Genomic DNA, 18,072 nt, shown 5'->3' with positions numbered 1-18,072 from the left:
TGTTACAAGATAATAATAATATTTTTCTCTTATTCAGAGCAGTGGAGGTACAAAGGACCTGTGAAGCTGCGGCAACCCCCGGTTCGGGAAGGTGCCGACCTGAGCGAGTAATCGAACAATAAGAGGATTGGCTTATGAAATATAAACAGTCCACTTAGTGTGGGCTGTTTCTTTGTGCAATGAACCCGCCATGCTATGTGCATTTTCAGGGTTTTAGCGAATCTCAGAATAAGAGTAAAGAACATGAAAAGGAGAAGAGAATGGAAAGACATTTATTTACATCAGAATCAGTAACTGAAGGACATCCGGATAAGATGTGCGACCAGATTTCAGATGCAATCCTGGATGCCCTTATGGAGCAGGATCCAATGAGCCGTGTTGCCTGCGAGACATGCACAACAACAGGTCTTGTTATGGTCATGGGAGAAATCACAACAAATGCTTATGTGGATATTCAGAAGATTGTAAGAGATACAGTCCGCGAGATTGGGTATACTCGTGGAAAATATGGATTTGATGCAGATACATGTGGTGTGATTACAGCAATCGATGAGCAGTCTGCAGATATCGCGCTTGGAGTTGACAAAGCTCTGGAAGCAAAAGAGAATAAAATGTCTGAAGAAGAGATTGCAGCAATCGGAGCAGGAGATCAGGGAATGATGTTCGGATATGCTTCCGATGAGACGCCGGAACTGATGCCATATCCGATTTCACTGGCACACAAGCTTGCAAGAAAACTGACAGAAGTCAGAAAAGACGGTACATTAAAATATTTAAGACCAGACGGAAAAACTCAGGTTACTGTAGAATATGATGAGAATGGTACGCCAAAGCGTCTGGATGCAGTTGTACTTTCTACACAGCACGATCCGGATGTGACACAGGAGCAGATTCACGAAGATATTAAGAAATATGTTTTTGACCCGATCATTCCGGAAGGAATGGTAGATGAGAATACAAAATTTTTCATCAACCCGACAGGTCGCTTTGTAATCGGTGGACCACACGGTGACAGCGGACTGACTGGAAGAAAGATTATTGTAGATACTTACGGTGGAATGGCTCGCCACGGTGGTGGAGCATTTTCCGGAAAGGATTGTACAAAGGTAGACAGATCTGCAGCTTACGTAGCACGTTATGTTGCTAAGAATATCGTGGCAGCCGGAATTGCTAAGAAATGTGAAATCCAGTTATCTTACGCGATCGGTGTTGCACACCCGACATCTATCATGGTAGATACATTTGGAACAGGTAAGATTTCAGATGAGAAGCTTGTTGAAATCATCCGTGAGAATTTCGATCTTCGTCCGGCTGGAATTATCCAGATGTTGAACTTAAGAAGACCGATTTACAAACAGACAGCAGCTTACGGTCACTTTGGACGTACAGATGTAGATCTTCCATGGGAGAAGACAGACAAAGCAGAGTTACTGAAAAGTTATCTGTAAGATTGATTTATAAAATTTTTAGAAATGTTTATGGACGCTTTCGTGTGAAGCGTCCTTTTTCATGCTATACTTGATTTTAGATGCAAAAGTGCATTTTGAGTGAGACCTGAACTTAAAAGGAGATTTATTTTATGAAATTTAAGACCAGGCTGGTAGTAGCGTTTTTTACAATTATATTAATTCCACTTGTATTATCTTCGGCGCTCGTGTGTATGGTTGGAAAATATCAACTTAGTTCTATTGAGAAAAATTATGGGATCAAGAATACGACAGTCGAGAGTCTGGCTAGTTCTGTAACCGTTCTTACACGGCTGACAGAACAGCCATATCGTGAGCTGGAGGCATTGATACGGAAAAATCCGGAAGAAATGGAAGATGCAGCACAACTGGAAAGTCTGAATGGTGAACTGCAAGATAAAAAATCTTATCTTCTTGTGAGAAAGAATGATACGATTGCCTATATTGGTACGGAGGCTTCTAAAGCTGAGAAAGTCATCAGCCAGCTCCCGGAGTATGGAGCGGCCGAGACGACATCAGAAAATGGCATGTATCTTGGAGGAAAAGCACAAGTCCTTCTAAAACAGATTGATTTTCAGTATTCGGATGGAAGTGAAGGCAGTGCATTTATTGTGACAAATGTAGGAAGCCTGATTCCGGAAGTGAAAAATCTGTTCGTGGAGATTATCGTATGCATTTTCCTGGTACTTGTATTTACCGCATGTGTGCTGATCATCTGGATTTACAGAAGTGTCATGGGACCGGTCGGAAAGATGCGGGAGGCAACAAAGAGTATAAAAGAAGGAAATCTTGACTTTGAACTGCCGGTTGAGACAGATGACGAGCTCGGACAGCTCTGTGGGGATCTGGAAGACATGCGAAAACGTCTGAAGAATACGGCAGAAGAGAAACTGAAATTTGACAAAGAAAATAAAGAATTGATCAGTAACATTTCCCATGATCTAAAGACACCTGTGACGACCATCAAAGGTTATGCAGAAGGAATCATGGACGGTGTGGCAGATACTCCGGACAAAGTGGCAAAATATGTACGGACCATTTACAATAAAGCGAGTGAGATGGACGTACTGATCAACGAGCTGACTCTTTATTCAAAAATTGACACGAACCGTATTCCGTACAATTTCACAATTTTATCTGTGAATGATTATTTTAATGATTGCTCAGAGGATTTATCTTTGGATCTAGAGGCAAAAAATGTGGAATTTGGTTATTTTAATTATGTAGAACCTGAGGTCAAGGTTATTGCAGACCCGGAACAAATTAAGAGAGTGGTGCATAACATTGTGAATAACTCTGTAAAATATATGGATAAAGACAAGCCAAAGATTAATTTGCGCGTCAAAGATGTAGGGGATTTTGTTCAGGTCGAAATCGAAGATAACGGAAAAGGAATTGCATCAAAAGATCTGCCAAATGTGTTCGAGAGATTTTACCGGACGGACGCATCAAGAAATTCCTCAAAAGGAGGAAGCGGTATTGGTCTTTCTATTGTAAAGAAGATTATAGAAGAACACGGTGGAAAAATCTGGGCAACGAGCCGGGAACATACCGGGACGACCATGTATTTTGTGCTTAGAAAGTATCAGGAGGTACCAGTAAATGAGTAAAATATTAATCGTAGAAGATGAAGAGACAATTGCAGATCTGGAAAAAGATTATCTGGAACTGAGCGGATTTGAGGTGGAAGTTGCAAATGACGGAGAGACAGGACTTGAAAAAGCCTTGAAAGATGAATACAGCTTGTTCATACTGGATCTCATGCTTCCGGGTGTGGACGGATTTGAAATCTGTAGGAAAATCCGAGAAGAAAAAAATACACCAATCATCATGGTATCCGCAAAGAAAGACGATATTGACAAGATCCGTGGGCTGGGACTCGGTGCAGACGATTATATGACAAAACCATTCAGTCCGAGCGAGATGGTAGCAAGAGTAAAAGCACACCTCGCAAGATATGACCGCCTGACAGGAAGCGCAGTGGAAAAGAATAAAATTATTGAGATTCGCGGACTCCGTATCGACACAACTGCAAGACGCGTATGGGTCAACGATGTAGAGAAGACATTTACAACAAAAGAATTTGATTTACTCACATTCCTTGCAAGCCACCCGAATCACGTATATACAAAAGAAGAACTGTTCCGGGAAATCTGGGATATGGAATCTATCGGAGATATTGCGACTGTGACTGTTCATATCAAAAAAATCCGAGAAAAAGTAGAAGTAGACACATCAAACCCACAGTACATTGAGACAATCTGGGGCGTGGGATACAGATTTAAAGTATAAAAATTAAATGGGGGACGTAGCACTTTAACAAAGTACTACGTCCCCATCGCTGATTAAGGCTGTCCCTTTTGGTGATTGTGCTGAATTAATAAACCCCAAGTGCTTTTAGTGCAAGCAGGAATAATACGAATACAATACTTGGTCTGGCAATTTTAGAACCGTTTTTCATCACAAGTCCGGCACCGATGTATCCGCCAAGCATATTGCAGGCTGCAGATGCAAGTCCGAGACTTAAAACGCCTTGTCCATTGTAAAGAAAGATTGCAAGAGCGGTCAGGTTCGTAGTCAAGTTGATGACTTTTGCCTGTGCATTTGCGGTCTGGATGTTCAGATGAGCAAATACTGTGAACGCGATAATTAAAAATGTTCCGGTTCCCGGTCCATAGAATCCGTCGTAACATCCGACGATAAATGCAGCTATCGTTGCAGTTAAGTAAGTTCTTCGGTTCAGAGTGATCTCTTCGCTCCCTTCATCGTTAAATAATTTCTTGTTTAATACGAGAAATGCAGATACCGGAAGGATTACCATTAATACATAGGAAAGAATGTGTTCCGGGACGCGAAGGGAGATCTGTGCACCGATGAAAGAACCGCAGATCGCAGCGACTACCGCAGGCGCTGCCAGCTTTAAATTAATGAGTTTTGCTTTCGCAAAACGGTAAGTGGCAAGTGCAGTTCCGAATGGACTGGATATTTTATTCGTGGCAATTGCTGCATGAGGCGGAAGCCCGGCAATTAAAAAAGCTGGAAGTGAAATCAGACCGCCGCCACCACCGATGGCGTCGACGAGCCCGGCGAGAAAAACAAGCGGGCATACGACTAAAAATGTATGAAGTGTGATATTCATATCAAGTGTTCTCCTGTCTTTTGTAAAATACTTTGATTCCAGAAAAGAAATCTTTTTTATTATAGAGAAAGATAATTTAAATGACAAGGGGAAAATCCATGAAAAACGTTATGTAAATCCGTAGAAAAACTCTGTAAAAATCTTGCAAAACCCCTTGACAATTAAGCGGTTTCATAATACTATAATCTAGCGTGCATAAAAAGGCATTAGTTTTTAGTGCGCATATTTCGTGTAAACGAGGCAACTTATTACTATCATAGGAGGTGAAAGAGAATGCCAACATTTAACCAGTTAGTAAAAAAAGGACGTCAGACATCTGTAAAGAAGTCTACAGCTCCTGCACTTCAGAAAGGGTACAATTCTCTTAAGAAAAGAGCAACTAATGAGTCTGCTCCACAGAAGAGAGGCGTATGTACAGCTGTTAAGACAGCTACACCTAAGAAGCCTAACTCAGCTCTTAGAAAGATCGCCAGAGTTCGTCTTTCTAACGGTATCGAAGTAACAAGCTATATCCCAGGAGAAGGACATAACCTTCAGGAGCATAGTGTTGTACTGATTCGTGGAGGAAGAGTAAAAGACCTTCCAGGAACAAGATACCACATCATCAGAGGAACACTTGATACAGCAGGTGTTGCTAAGAGAAGACAGGCTCGTTCTAAATACGGCGCTAAGAGACCAAAAGACGCTAAATAAATCCTGAGCACTTAATGAGCATGACCGCAAGGGGAATGTGAATTTAGTACGAAGATTGTTCTTCGGAACTTAGCGAGGTAGTTCACGAGCTTAGTAAGAAGAACTGCCATATGAATTTATATTCACAAACAGAACTATGATTGAGTAAGTTGCGAGACATATAGATGTTGAGTTATGTCTTTGCACTACACTGTATCATCAGAACGACACATGTGAGTACCTATGAATTAATCAAAATGTTTAAGGAGGGAAGGACCGTGCCACGTAAAGGACATACTCAGAAAAGAGACGTATTAGCAGATCCAATGTACAATAGTAAAGTGGTAACAAAGCTTATCAATAACATCATGTTAGACGGTAAGAAGGGTGTTGCACAGAAGATTGTATATGGAGCATTCGAAAGAATCGCAGACAAATCCGAGAAGCCAGCAATCGAAGTATTCGAAGAGGCTATGAACAACATCATGCCAGTACTTGAGGTAAAGGCAAGACGTATCGGAGGAGCAAACTATCAGGTGCCAATCGAGGTAAGAGCAGACAGAAGACAGACTTTAGCGCTTCGCTGGCTTACAACATATTCCCGTCAGAGAGGCGAGAAGACAATGGAAGAAAGACTGGCAAATGAGATTCTTGATGCAGCAAACAACACTGGTGCATCTGTAAAGAAGAAAGAAGACATGCACAAGATGGCTGAGGCAAACAAAGCATTTGCTCACTATCGTTTCTAATATTTTAGGAGGCAATAATGGCTGAGAGACAATATCCATTAGAGAGAACCAGAAACATCGGTATCATGGCTCATATTGATGCTGGTAAGACTACACTGACAGAGCGTATTCTTTACTATACCGGTGTAAACTATAAGATTGGTGATACTCATGAAGGTACTGCTACTATGGACTGGATGGAGCAGGAGCAGGAAAGAGGTATCACAATTACTTCTGCAGCTACAACATGTCACTGGACATTGGAAGAGAACTGTAAGCCGAAGCCGGGTGCTCTTGAGCATCGTATCAATATCATTGATACTCCGGGACACGTTGACTTTACTGTTGAGGTAGAGCGTTCACTTCGTGTACTGGACGGAGCAGTAGGTGTATTTTGTGCTAAGGGTGGTGTAGAGCCACAGTCAGAGAACGTATGGCGTCAGGCTGACACATACAACGTTCCAAGAATGGCATTCATCAACAAGATGGATATTCTTGGTGCTGATTTCTACAATGCTGTAGATCAGATCAGAACAAGACTTGGTAAAAATGCAATCGTTCTTCAGCTGCCAATCGGTAAAGAAGATGATTTCAAGGGAATCATTGATTTGATGGAAATGAAAGCCTACATCTACAACGATGATAAGGGAAATGATATCACAATCACTGATATTCCGGAAGATATGAAAGATGATGCTGAGCTTTATCACACAGAGATGGTTGAGAAGATTTGTGAGTTGGATGACGAGCTTATGATGATGTATCTTGAAGACGAGATTCCTTCAATCGAGCAGTTAAAAGCAACTTTAAGAAAAGCAACATGTGAGTGTACAGCAGTACCTGTAACATGTGGATCAGCATACAGAAATAAAGGTGTTCAGAAGATGCTTGATGCAGTTATCGAGTATATGCCGGCACCAACAGATATCCCACCAATCGAAGGTGTGGACGAGGATGGAAACAATGTTGTAAGACATTCTTCAGATGAGGAGCCATTCTCAGCACTTGCATTCAAGATTATGACAGACCCATTCGTTGGTAAACTGGCATATTTCAGAGTTTACTCTGGTACAATGAACTCTGGTTCTTATGTACTGAATGCTACAAAGAACAAAAAAGAGCGTGTTGGACGTATCCTTCAGATGCATGCCAACAAGCGTGAAGAGCTGGATAAGGTTTATTCCGGAGATATCGCTGCGGCTATCGGATTCAAGTTCACTACAACAGGTGATACAATCTGTGATGAGCAGCACCCAGTAATTCTGGAGTCTATGGAATTCCCAGAGCCAGTTATCGAGCTCGCTATCGAGCCTAAGACAAAGGCTTCCCAGGGTAAACTTGGTGAGTCCCTTGCAAAACTTGCAGAAGAGGATCCTACATTCCGTGCACACACTGATCAGGAAACTGGACAGACAATCATCGCCGGAATGGGTGAGCTTCACCTGGAGATCATCGTTGACCGTCTTCTTCGTGAGTTCAAAGTAGAAGCTAACGTTGGTGCACCACAGGTTGCATACAAAGAAGCATTTACTAAGGCTGTTGATGTAGATAGCAAATATGCTAAACAGTCTGGTGGACGTGGACAGTACGGACACTGTAAAGTTAAATTTGAGCCTATGGATGTTAACGGTGAGGAGACATTCAAATTCGAGTCTACTGTAGTTGGTGGAGCTATTCCGAAAGAGTACATTCCGAAGATCGGAGAAGGTATTGAGGAAGCTATGCAGTCAGGTCTTCTTGGAGGATTCCCGGTTGTTGGTATTCACGCTAACGTATATGACGGATCGTACCATGAGGTCGATTCCAGTGAGATGGCTTTCCATATTGCAGGATCACTTGCATTTAAAGATGCTATGAAGAAGGCAGATCCGGTACTTCTTGAGCCTATCATGAAGGTTGAGGTAACAATGCCAGAAGAGTACATGGGAGATGTTATCGGTGATATCAACTCACGTCGTGGACGTATCGAGGGCATGGATGATCTTGGCGGTGGTAAGATCGTACATGGTTATGTACCACTTGCAGAGATGTTCGGATACTCTACAGACCTTCGTTCCAGAACACAGGGACGTGGTAACTACTCAATGTTCTTCGAGAAATACGAGCAGGTACCAAAGTCTGTACAGGAGAAGGTATTATCCAATAAAAATGCTTAATTCCTTGTAAAAAGGCGCAAAAAGGCTTGAAAAACTGTATGATTTGAAATATAATCAAAACTAGCCGAGTAATCGTAAAATATTTTTAGAAAATGCTTTAAAAGCATATATTTAAGGAGGATATTCAAAATGGCAAAGGCTAAATTTGAAAGAACAAAACCGCATTGTAATATCGGTACTATCGGTCACGTTGACCATGGTAAAACAACTCTTACAGCTGCTATCACAAAGACACTTGCAGCAAGAGTTGAGGGTAACGCAGCTGTAGATTTCGAGAACATCGATAAAGCTCCAGAAGAGAGAGAGCGTGGAATCACAATCTCTACAGCACACGTTGAGTATGAGACAGAGAAACGTCACTATGCACACGTTGACTGCCCAGGACATGCTGACTACGTTAAGAACATGATCACAGGAGCTGCTCAGATGGACGGAGCTATCCTTGTTGTAGCTGCTACAGACGGAGTTATGGCTCAGACAAGAGAGCATATCCTTCTTTCCCGTCAGGTAGGTGTACCTTACATCGTTGTATTCATGAACAAATGTGACATGGTTGACGATCCAGAGCTTCTTGAGCTCGTTGAGATGGAAATCCGTGAGCTGTTAGACGAGTATGAGTTCCCAGGAGATGACACACCAATCATCCAGGGATCTGCTCTTAAAGCTCTTGAGGATCCAATGTCAGAGTGGGGAGATAAGATCATGGAGCTTATGGATGCTGTAGATTCTTATATCCCAGATCCAGAGCGTGATACAGATAAGCCATTCCTTATGCCTGTAGAGGACGTATTCTCTATCACAGGACGTGGAACAGTTGCTACTGGTAGAGTAGAGCGTGGTGTTCTTCATGTATCTGACGAAGTTGAAATCGTTGGTATCCATGAGGATGTTAAGAAAACAGTTGTAACAGGTGTTGAGATGTTCCGTAAGCTTCTTGATGAGGCTCAGGCTGGAGATAACATCGGAGCTCTTCTTCGTGGTATCCAGAGAACAGACATCGAAAGAGGACAGGTTCTTTGTAAACCAGGTTCAGTTACATGCCACAAGAAATTCACAGCTCAGGTTTATGTACTGACAAAAGACGAGGGTGGACGTCATACTCCATTCTTCAACAACTATCGTCCACAGTTCTACTTCAGAACAACAGACGTAACAGGTGTTTGCGAGCTTCCAGAGGGAACAGAGATGTGCATGCCTGGAGATAACGTAGAGATGACAATCGAACTGATTCACCCAGTTGCTATGGAGCAGGGACTTCGTTTCGCTATCCGTGAAGGTGGACGTACTGTAGGATCAGGACGTGTTGCTACAATCATCGAGTAATTATAATCTGTTATCAGAATATTAACTCAAATATATACCCCAGAAGCTTAGGCTTCTGGGGTTTTTAATATAATAGAAAAGTGAGAACGCTGTAGCATATAAATTGTATTCTACAGGAAGTTATGATAGGATAATAATAGTTGGCCAGAAAAGAAAATGGAGAGTATTTGTTATTGTCTAAATTTGATGAGGAAGTTATTTTTGAATATCATATTACAATCCGAGATGAAGATTTTAATCTTGGTATTTTGACAATGCGCACACCGGAAGGAGTATTTGAAGCCGATTTTGATGCGTAAAGACGATGCAACGAGCGAGGGGACTATTACGTGATCCTACATGGATTATATACGTTATAGAATTAAAAATTTTAACAATAATAATAAAAAAATTGGAGGATAAATTAAGATGAAAGAAAAGATTCATGCATTATCAGAAGAGATGGTTGCTAATTTGGGAAGATTGGTAGCAATTGATTCACAGCTTGGCACACCGGAAGAAGGAAAGCCATTTGGAGAAGGACCAGCTAAAGCACTTAGCGTAGGACTTCAAATTGCGGAAGAGATGGGATTCCGTACAGTGAATTTGGACAATTATTGTGGTTATGCAGAGATGGGAGAAGGAGACGAAATTGTTGGTATCGCCGGACATCTTGATATTGTACCTGTAGGTGGAGATTGGAGCTATAATCCATTCGAATTGACACGTAAAGGTGATTATGTGTATGGACGTGGAACTACAGATGACAAAGGACCTGTGATGGAAGCTCTTTATGCGATGAAATTACTGCGTGATTCAGGCGTAAAACTTAATAAACGTGTTCGTCTTATTATGGGATGTAATGAGGAAACAGGTTCTAGATGTATGCAGCATTATAATGAAGTAGCTGAGGAGTTATCCTGTGGATTTACTCCAGATGCAAGTTTCCCATGTATTCATGGAGAAAAAGGTCATATGGGTATGACTGTGTATTCTAAGAACACAAAGATTATTGCTATGAATGGTGGTTTTGTATCTAATGCAGTATGTGATAACTGCACAGCAGTTATTCCGGCAGAAGATGGTCTGAAAGAAACATTGGAAGCCGCTTTTGCTAACACAAAACTTCAGGAATATAAAGTTACAGAAGAGAATGGAGAAATCCATATTGAAGCGAAAGGTGTTCCGGCACATGCAAGTACACCGACACTTGGTGTGAATGCAGCAGGCGTGATATTTGAATGTCTGGAGCAAGTTGGATTCGAAGATGACTTTGTAAAATTCTATAATTCACATATTGGAACTTCTTGTGATGGAGTTGGAGTTGGATTGAAATGCCAAGATGCATATGGAGAATTGACACTTTGTAACGGAATTGTGAAAACAGAAGATGGTGTGATCTCTTGTACAATTGATATCCGTGTTCCGGTTACATTTAAAGAGGAAGATATCCGCAGTATGTGTGAAGGAAAATTAGAGGATGAAAATGGACGAATTGAAATTAACAGTATCGGGAATCCATTGTTTTTCCCAAGAGAGTCACCGCTGGTAGAGGCCTTATACAAAGCGTATGTTGATGTGACAGGAGATACGGAAAATGAGCCAATGGTAATTGGTGGGGGAACTTATGCAAAAACATTGAAAAATATTATTGCATTTGGACCGGAAAAACTAGGAGTAGATTATCGTATCCATGGTTCAGACGAATATATTCTTGTATCCGAGATGGAAGAAGCTGTTCTGATTTATATGGAAGCAATCAAGAATCTTCTTGCTATATAGAATGTAAAAATATAATAATAAAATCAGGATCATCTGTGAGGCGGGTGCTCCCGATTTTATTATTTCATAGGAAATTCCATTTCCAGTGTTATCGAGGGAGAGCAATTTTCAGAAATTCTTCCATAGCTCTGCTGATGTAGCGTCCTTTTTTCCAGTAAAATGATACATTTCGATTACAGTTCTTGCCGGGAAGTTTATAAAAAATAAGTTCTGAAGTTGCCGGTGCGCTTGCGAGCAGGAGATTCCCGATAAAAGTGATCCCCATTCCAGAACAGGCGATATTATAGGCGGTCATCTGTTGATCTAGTCGAAAAATTGTATGCGGAGTAAAGTTGTTTTCCTGGCAAATCGTTAGAGCACGCTTACCGGTATCGTTATCTGAACGTAGAATAATAAAGGACTCATTTGCAAAACTGTTTAGTGGAACGGAAAGAACCTCCGGAGAAAGGAAACTACCGTCATGAATGGTCTCAATAGGAATCTGATATTCTTGCAGTCGGGTATTTACGGAGTAGCTTTTGGGAACGGCAAGTAAAAGATGTTCTTTTTGATAAACATAGTGATCAAAAATCTGCTCATCTAAAATACAGTTATCGATCATTAAATCTAGTTTTCCTGCTTGGAGGAGCAGAGAAAGATTCGCGCTGCTTTCCTCTACGAGAGAAATCTGGATATATAGTAGATCCTATACAGGGGGGAGCAGGAACTTCTTTAAATATGAATGCCAATGAAGTCATTGCCAATCGTGCAATTGAGATTCTTGGAGGAAAAAAAGGAGATTATACAATTGTAAATCCGAACGATGATGTGAACTGTAGCCAGTCGACAAATGATGTCATACCAACTGCCGGAAAGATGACTTCACTTCATCTGTTGCAGAATTTAAAGAAACAACTTCTGCGTCTTTATGATGCGCTTAATGAAAAAGCGAAAGAGTTTGATCATGTAATCAAGATGGGACGTACGCAGATGCAGGATGCAGTGCCGATTCGTCTGGGACAGGAATTTAAAGCATATTCAGTAGCGATCATGCGAGATATCCACAGAATGGACAAGGCAATGGATGAGATGCGTACTCTCAATATGGGAGGAACCGCCATTGGAACAGGTATCAATGCAGATGAGAATTATTTGAGAAGAATTGTTCCTAACCTTTCAGAAATTTCAGGAATGGAGTTTATACAGGCATTTGATCTGATAGATGCAACACAGAATCTGGATTCCTTTGTTGCTGTTTCCGGTGCAGTGAAAGCATGTGCCGTAACACTTTCAAAAATGTCTAATGACCTTCGACTTATGTCATCCGGTCCGCGTGCTGGTTTTGGAGAGATTAATCTTCCGGCAAAACAGAATAGTTCCTCTATTATGCCTGGTAAAGTAAATCCGGTTATTCCGGAAGTAGTTAATCAGGTAGCGTTTAATATTATTGGAAATGATATGACAATTACAATGGCAGTCGAAGCAGGACAGTTAGAATTAAATGCATTTGAGCCTATCATTTTCTATTGTATGTTCCAGTCTATCGATACGCTTGGCTATGCAGTTGAGACACTCGTAGATAATTGTATCGTAGGAATTACGGCCAATGAAGAAAGATGTCGTCAGTTGGTAGAAAACAGTGTAGGAATCATTACAGCGGTTTGTCCGTATGTAGGTTATGAAAAAACAGCAGACATTGCGAAAAAAGCAATTAATTCCAATGAATCTGTAAGAAGCTTGATTTTGAAAGAAAATATTATGGATGAAGAGGAACTGAGTCGAATTCTTGATCCAATTCATATGACAGAACCAGGTATTTCAGGAAAAGATGTTCTTATGAAAATTTAAGATGAAAAATTAAGATGAAAATCACATATGATATATGCCCCGGAGCTTTGGAACTCTGGGGTTTTGTATTTATTACACAGGAAAGATTTTGAGTGATATAGTCGGGAGAGAGAATGGTTGATTACAGAAAAAAACATCGATATAATAAAAGCACATGGGATTAAAAATAAGAATGAGGTGTGACTGCCATGAAATTTATACATATATCGGACTTGCATCTGGGAAAACGTGTGAATGAGTTTTCGATGCTGGAAGATCAAAGAGATATTTTAAAGAAAATACTTACTGTCGTTGACGAAGAAAAGCCGGAGGCAGTTCTCATTGCGGGAGATGTCTACGATAAATCAATACCGCCTATAGAGGCAATCCAGTTATTTGATGATTTTTTGTGTCAGTTATCAAGAAAAAAAGTGCAGACATTCATAATCAGTGGTAATCATGACAGTGCGGAGAGAATTGCATTTGGCGGTCGATTGATGAGAGAAAGTGGTGTGTATGTTGCACCGGCATATTCTGGAAAGACGGATGCGATTGTACTGACGGATGAATGGGGACCGGTTAATATTTATTTGTTACCATTTGTAAAGCCGGTAAACGTAAAACATTTTTTTGAAGATGAACAGGTGGAAAATTATACAGATGCTTTGCGCATCGCAGTGGAGCAGATGAAAGTAAATCCGGATGAAAGAAATGTAATCGTGACACATCAGTTTGTAACTGGGGCGAAGAGAAGTGAGTCGGAAGAGATTTCTGTGGGGGGAACAGATAATGTAGATGTAAATGTATTCGAAAATTTTGATTATGTAGCACTGGGCCATATTCATGGACCGCAGAAGATTAGCAGAGAGACAGTGCGATATTGTGGAACTCCATTAAAATATTCCTTTTCGGAGATTCATCACAAAAAATCCGTGACAATCGTAGAAATGAAACAAAAGGGAAATGTAGTTATTCGAACAAAAGAAATGAATCCTTTACATGACTGGTATGAGATAAAAGGAAGCTATATGGAAGTGGCGGAAAAATCTTATTATGACAGTCTGGACAGAAATTGTTATATGCATATTACATTGACAGATGAAGAAGATATACCAGACGCGGTACGGAAATTACAAGTCATTTATCCGAATCTTATGAAATTGGATTATGACAATCAAAGGACGCGTGGAAGAAAATCATTTGCAGATGTGCAGGAAGTAGAAGAAAAAACACCGTTTGATATATTTGAAGATTTATATGAAAAACAGAATAATCAGGAAATGAATGAAGAACAGAAGCAATTGATTCATTCGTTAATTGAAAAAATCTGGGAGGATAAGAATTGAGACCGAAAAAATTAAAACTATCTGCATTTGGACCGTATGCAGGTTGCGAGGAACTGGATATGGAAAGGCTTGGAACAGGTGGATTGTATTTGATCACCGGAGATACAGGAGCAGGTAAAACGACAATTTTTGATGGTATTGTCTATGCATTATATGGTGCGGCCAGTGGTGAGAATCGGGAACCGGCAATGCTTCGGTCAAAATATGCAGATGCGCAAGTTCCGACAGAGGTAGAACTTCTTTTTGAAAATGGGGGGCAGGAATATAAAGTCCGGAGAAATCCGGAGTATGAACGACCGGCAAAAAAAGGTGGAGGAATGACACTTCAGAGAGCAGAGGCCGAATTGACATATCCGGATGGTCGTGTAGTTACAAAACAAAAAGAAGTGAATAAAGCAATTGTTGAAATCTTAGGTCTGAATCGAAATCAATTTCTTCAGATTGCGATGATCGCACAGGGAGATTTTCAAAAATTATTACTGGCAGATACAAAAGAAAGACAGGTAATTTTCCGGGAGATTTTTAAGACAGGCGGTTATCAGATTTTGCAGGAAAAATTGAAAGCGGAATCTGGTAAACTTTCGGATGAGCTGGAATTTGCAAGAAGAAGTGTAAATCAATATTTAGAAGGAGTGTTGGGAAAAGAAGAGATCAACTATGCAAAACTTCCTATGGAAGAAGCAATTGCTGAGATAAAAGACGTGATAGGATTAGATCAGGAAGAAGCGGAAAATATAAATTGCAAGCTTCAGAATCTACAAAAAGAGTTGGAGCAGATACAAGAGCATTTACAAAAAGCGCAGACGAGAGAACAGACGATTCGTACGCTTGAATTGGCTGAAGCTGATTATATAAAGGTGCAGGAACAAGGCGAGAAAATTCAACAGGAGTGGGAAGGACAAAAGAAAAAGCAGGAAAATAGAGAGGAGCTGGAAGTAAAAATTGCTCAAATTCAGACACAGATATCGATTTATCAAGAACTAGAAGAAAAGAAAAAGAGAATAATAGAAAGAAAAAAATTTCTAAAAGAGGAGAAAGAAAGGTTACAAACGCAGGACATTGAAAGAGAAGAGTTACAAAAGCGTCTGAAGGATGATGAAAGCGAGAAAATACAATTGGAAAATGAGCCGGAACGGAAGACGGAATTACTGTTTCGAAAGGAAAAATTAGATTCTGAAAAAGAAGAACTAAAACAGGCTGTGGAAAATACAAAGAAGTATCATTTCCTTTGTGGAAAGCTTTCCGAGATTCAAGAGCAGTATGTGGATAAATCTCAGATTGCAAAGGAAAGAAAGACAGAGTATGATCTCGCATATCAGACCTTTTTAGATGGGCAGGCAGGAGTGCTGGCAAAGCATTTAAAAGAAGGAGAAGCGTGCCCGGTGTGTGGCTCCAAAGAGCATCCTAAAAAAGCTTGTGGTACGGAATATATTCCGTCACAGAAAGAATTGGAAGAAGTTAAGCGAAAATGGGAACAGGCAAGGAATCAGATGGAGACTGCCAGCCGGGAGGCGGCTGAACTATTAGGAAAAGTAAATGCTCAAAAAGAACGGGCGGCGGATCAGAAGCAGATTGAGGAGCAGAAAAAAAGACTCACAGATGAAGAATACGAACTTCAAGAACAAATGAAAAGTAATAAGAAAAAGGTTGAAAGATATCAATTACTCCAAAATCAAATTCAGAAGATACAAGAGCAGATTACTACGAAACGTGAGGAACGAGAAAAAATATCTGGTCAGATTGCAGCTTTAAAAGCAGAGATAGATATGGAAAACAAACAGTTTGAAGAGCAACAGCAGAATCTCAGGTATGAAGACTGGAAACAGGCTGAAATAGAACTTCAGAACCTGCAGACATTGAAAAGAAACAGCCAGACGGAATATGAAGCAGCTCAGAAAAATCTGCAAAAATGGAATGGCGATATGCGAAAGCTGGAAGGAAAACTGGAGCAATGCCATAAGCAGCTTGAGAATCTCGGAGAATTTTTTGTGGAGTGCGAACAGGAAAAAAAGACAAGATTAGTGGAACAAAGAGCTGATTATGAAAGGATATTAAAAGAGCTTCAACTACGGCTGGCGACAAATCAAAAAGCTCTTTTGAATATTGAACAGAAGTCGAAAGATATCATAGTTTTGGAACAAAAATGGGCGCTGGTGAAAGCACTGTCAAATACGGCAAATGGAAACATTTCCGGGAAAGAAAAGATCATGCTGGAAACTTATGTTCAGATGGCGTACTTTGAACGGATTTTACAGCGGGCAAACGTAAGATTTATGGTTATGTCGGAGGGACAATATGAACTCGCAAGAAGTGTTGTGGCTGGAAATAATCGAAGCCAGAGCGGTCTGGAACTAGATGTCATTGATCATTATAATGGCACAAGACGAAGCGTTAAGACATTGTCTGGAGGAGAGTCTTTCAAAGCTTCACTTTCATTAGCGCTGGGGCTTTCGGATGAAGTTCAGTCAAGAGCCGGAGGAATCCGTCTGGATACGATGTTTGTGGACGAAGGTTTTGGCTCGTTGGACGAAGAATCGCTGGAGCAGGCAATAAAAGCCCTGGCTGGATTGACGGAAGGCAATAAACTTGTTGGAATTATTTCACATGTAGGAGAATTGAAGGAAAGAATTGACAGACAGATTATAGTGACAAAGGAAAAAGCCGGAGGAAGTCGGGCGGAGATTATTTGAAAGGAAGGGGTATATTGTGGAAAAAAAGGGATATGGAGATAGAAAAGTTGAACAGTTAATAAAAGTTGCGAGGATGTATTATGAACAGGAAATGAGTCAGGAAGAAATTGCAAAAGAAATTAAATGTTCAAGGCCGTATATTTCTAGATTGCTCGCTGACGCAAAAGAAGCAGGGATTGTTCAAGTTAAAGTTATACCGCCCAAAGGTTATGAACAAGCAATGGAGCAAAAATTAAGAAAATTAGGAGGACTTGATAAGGTTATTATTGTTCCAAAGAAAAATAATACATCAAAATTAAATATAGTTGCAAAAGCAGCAGCAGAATATTTGGAAAATGTTGTGCGTAATGGTGATGTAATAGGTTTTTCCTGGGGGAATACGGTGTATGCAGTAACAAATTTTTTGTGTCAAAAAGGAGAATTGTCAGACGTTATAGTAGTGCAGTTGTGCGGAGGAATTAGTAACGTACAAAACAATATTTATTCTTCTGAAATTGCTAAAAATTTCGCAAAGGCATGGAATGCAAAACCATATGTATTAATGTGTCCAGCGCTTGTGGATAGTAAAGAGATTAAAGAGGTTTTTGTGAGTGATTCTAATGTGAAAAAAGTAGTGGAATATGGTTATAAGTCGGATACAATTTTAATTACTATGGGAGCATATGGGATTCAGAATGCAGTTCATCGTGCGGGATATCTTAGTGATGAAGAAATGCAAGCATTAATGCAAAAAGGTGCAGTGGGAGATATATGTGATCATATAATAAATGAAAAAGGTGAAATATGTGATAGAGATTTGGATTCACGTACGGTGTCAGTAACTTTGGAAGATTTAAAAAAGAAGAAAAGAAGAATTGGTGTTGCAACTGGACAGAGTAAAGTTGAATGTATTTGCGGTGCAATTAGAGGAGGGATAATAAATATTCTAATTACAGATGAAGAGACGGCAGGGAATGTCATAGAAAGGTTGGTATAATTGTTGACA

General features: G+C 40.3%; 14 protein-coding genes, 1 pseudogene and 1 riboswitch. Of the genes and pseudogenes, 13 read left to right on the top strand and 2 right to left on the bottom strand.

Going from position 1 to position 18,072, the window contains the following annotated elements; genetic code table 11:
- Window positions 1–26: 26 nt before the first annotated feature.
- A riboswitch (SAM riboswitch) is annotated at window positions 27–125 on the top strand.
- A gap of 135 nt (window positions 126–260) precedes the next feature.
- The 3 genes from metK to G593_RS0104925 all read left to right on the top strand — a co-directional run bounded on the left by metK (window position 261) and on the right by G593_RS0104925 (window position 3,758).
- The gene (gene metK, locus G593_RS0104935; protein WP_029730971.1) at window positions 261–1,448 is read left to right on the top strand and encodes a methionine adenosyltransferase; all 1,188 of its coding nucleotides are present in this window, start codon (window positions 261–263) and stop codon (window positions 1,446–1,448) included.
- 131 nt (window positions 1,449–1,579) lie between these two features.
- Entirely contained in the window at window positions 1,580–3,076 is a 1,497-nt protein-coding gene (locus tag G593_RS0104930) for a HAMP domain-containing sensor histidine kinase (protein WP_022279468.1), read from the top strand.
- Window positions 3,069–3,758, top strand: a complete 690-nt coding sequence (locus G593_RS0104925) for a response regulator transcription factor (protein WP_022279469.1) — start codon at window positions 3,069–3,071, stop codon at window positions 3,756–3,758. The genes G593_RS0104930 and G593_RS0104925 overlap by 8 nt, the downstream gene beginning before the upstream one ends.
- A gap of 85 nt (window positions 3,759–3,843) precedes the next feature.
- Here the strand turns inward: G593_RS0104925 and G593_RS0104920 are convergent, their stop codons facing one another.
- The gene (locus tag G593_RS0104920) at window positions 3,844–4,605 is read right to left on the bottom strand and encodes a sulfite exporter TauE/SafE family protein (RefSeq protein WP_005338012.1); all 762 of its coding nucleotides are present in this window, start codon (window positions 4,603–4,605) and stop codon (window positions 3,844–3,846) included.
- 273 nt (window positions 4,606–4,878) lie between these two features.
- On the opposite strand from G593_RS0104920, the gene rpsL reads away from it, so the two are divergent.
- The 6 genes from rpsL to G593_RS0104885 all read left to right on the top strand — a co-directional run bounded on the left by rpsL (window position 4,879) and on the right by G593_RS0104885 (window position 11,245).
- Entirely contained in the window at window positions 4,879–5,298 is a 420-nt protein-coding gene (rpsL, locus tag G593_RS0104915) for a 30S ribosomal protein S12 (protein WP_005331923.1), read from the top strand.
- A 257-nt stretch (window positions 5,299–5,555) separates the two neighbouring features.
- Complete coding sequence (gene rpsG / locus G593_RS0104910; RefSeq protein ID WP_207635665.1) at window positions 5,556–6,026, top strand: 30S ribosomal protein S7; 471 nt, start codon at window positions 5,556–5,558, stop codon at window positions 6,024–6,026.
- Between the two features lie 17 nt (window positions 6,027–6,043).
- Window positions 6,044–8,161, top strand: coding sequence for an elongation factor G (gene fusA, locus G593_RS0104905; RefSeq protein WP_005338009.1), 2,118 nt, complete (start codon window positions 6,044–6,046; stop codon window positions 8,159–8,161).
- Window positions 8,162–8,290: 129 nt separating this feature from the next.
- Window positions 8,291–9,484, top strand: coding sequence for an elongation factor Tu (gene tuf, locus G593_RS0104900; RefSeq protein WP_005338007.1), 1,194 nt, complete (start codon window positions 8,291–8,293; stop codon window positions 9,482–9,484).
- 140 nt (window positions 9,485–9,624) lie between these two features.
- Window positions 9,625–9,783, top strand: coding sequence for a hypothetical protein (locus G593_RS20475; protein ID WP_005338005.1), 159 nt, complete (start codon window positions 9,625–9,627; stop codon window positions 9,781–9,783).
- Between the two features lie 109 nt (window positions 9,784–9,892).
- Entirely contained in the window at window positions 9,893–11,245 is a 1,353-nt protein-coding gene (locus tag G593_RS0104885; protein ID WP_005338004.1) for a M20 family metallopeptidase, read from the top strand.
- An 88-nt stretch (window positions 11,246–11,333) separates the two neighbouring features.
- Here the strand turns inward: G593_RS0104885 and G593_RS0104880 are convergent, their stop codons facing one another.
- Window positions 11,334–11,876: a LysR family transcriptional regulator substrate-binding protein gene (locus G593_RS0104880; RefSeq protein ID WP_242827042.1), complete on the bottom strand. Its 543-nt coding sequence runs from the start codon at window positions 11,874–11,876 to the stop codon at window positions 11,334–11,336.
- Window positions 11,877–11,917: 41 nt separating this feature from the next.
- Between G593_RS0104880 and G593_RS0104875 the strand changes: the two are divergent.
- The 4 genes and pseudogenes from G593_RS0104875 to G593_RS0104860 form a co-directional block, all read left to right on the top strand.
- Window positions 11,918–13,072, top strand: a pseudogene (locus G593_RS0104875) (aspartate ammonia-lyase); the annotation flags it as partial.
- Between the two features lie 188 nt (window positions 13,073–13,260).
- Window positions 13,261–14,397, top strand: a complete 1,137-nt coding sequence (locus G593_RS0104870) for an exonuclease SbcCD subunit D (RefSeq protein ID WP_029730967.1) — start codon at window positions 13,261–13,263, stop codon at window positions 14,395–14,397.
- Window positions 14,394–17,087: an AAA family ATPase gene (locus G593_RS0104865; protein WP_029730966.1), complete on the top strand. Its 2,694-nt coding sequence runs from the start codon at window positions 14,394–14,396 to the stop codon at window positions 17,085–17,087. The genes G593_RS0104870 and G593_RS0104865 overlap by 4 nt, the downstream gene beginning before the upstream one ends.
- A gap of 16 nt (window positions 17,088–17,103) precedes the next feature.
- Entirely contained in the window at window positions 17,104–18,063 is a 960-nt protein-coding gene (locus tag G593_RS0104860; RefSeq protein WP_005337995.1) for a sugar-binding transcriptional regulator, read from the top strand.
- Window positions 18,064–18,072 lie beyond the last annotated feature (9 nt).

The sequence above is a fragment of the Dorea sp. AGR2135 genome (assembly GCF_000420885.1).
Classification (GTDB): Bacteria; Bacillota; Clostridia; order Lachnospirales; family Lachnospiraceae; genus Dorea; species Dorea formicigenerans.
This window is presented reverse-complemented; position numbering and strand designations above follow the sequence as displayed.

Bases quoted from the DNA above. Each gene is read 5' to 3' on its own strand.
- G593_RS0104925 (WP_022279469.1), top strand. From the start codon at position 3,069: ATGAGTAAAATATTAATCGTAGAAGATGAAGAGACAATTGCAGATCTG.
- tuf (WP_005338007.1), top strand. From the start codon at position 8,291: ATGGCAAAGGCTAAATTTGAAAGAACAAAACCGCATTGTAATATCGGT.
- fusA (WP_005338009.1), top strand. From the start codon at position 6,044: ATGGCTGAGAGACAATATCCATTAGAGAGAACCAGAAACATCGGTATC.
- metK (WP_029730971.1), top strand. From the start codon at position 261: ATGGAAAGACATTTATTTACATCAGAATCAGTAACTGAAGGACATCCG.
- G593_RS0104870 (WP_029730967.1), top strand. From the start codon at position 13,261: ATGAAATTTATACATATATCGGACTTGCATCTGGGAAAACGTGTGAAT.
- G593_RS0104930 (WP_022279468.1), top strand. From the start codon at position 1,580: ATGAAATTTAAGACCAGGCTGGTAGTAGCGTTTTTTACAATTATATTA.
- rpsL (WP_005331923.1), top strand. From the start codon at position 4,879: ATGCCAACATTTAACCAGTTAGTAAAAAAAGGACGTCAGACATCTGTA.
- G593_RS0104920 (WP_005338012.1), bottom strand. From the start codon at position 4,605: ATGAATATCACACTTCATACATTTTTAGTCGTATGCCCGCTTGTTTTT.
- G593_RS0104885 (WP_005338004.1), top strand. From the start codon at position 9,893: ATGAAAGAAAAGATTCATGCATTATCAGAAGAGATGGTTGCTAATTTG.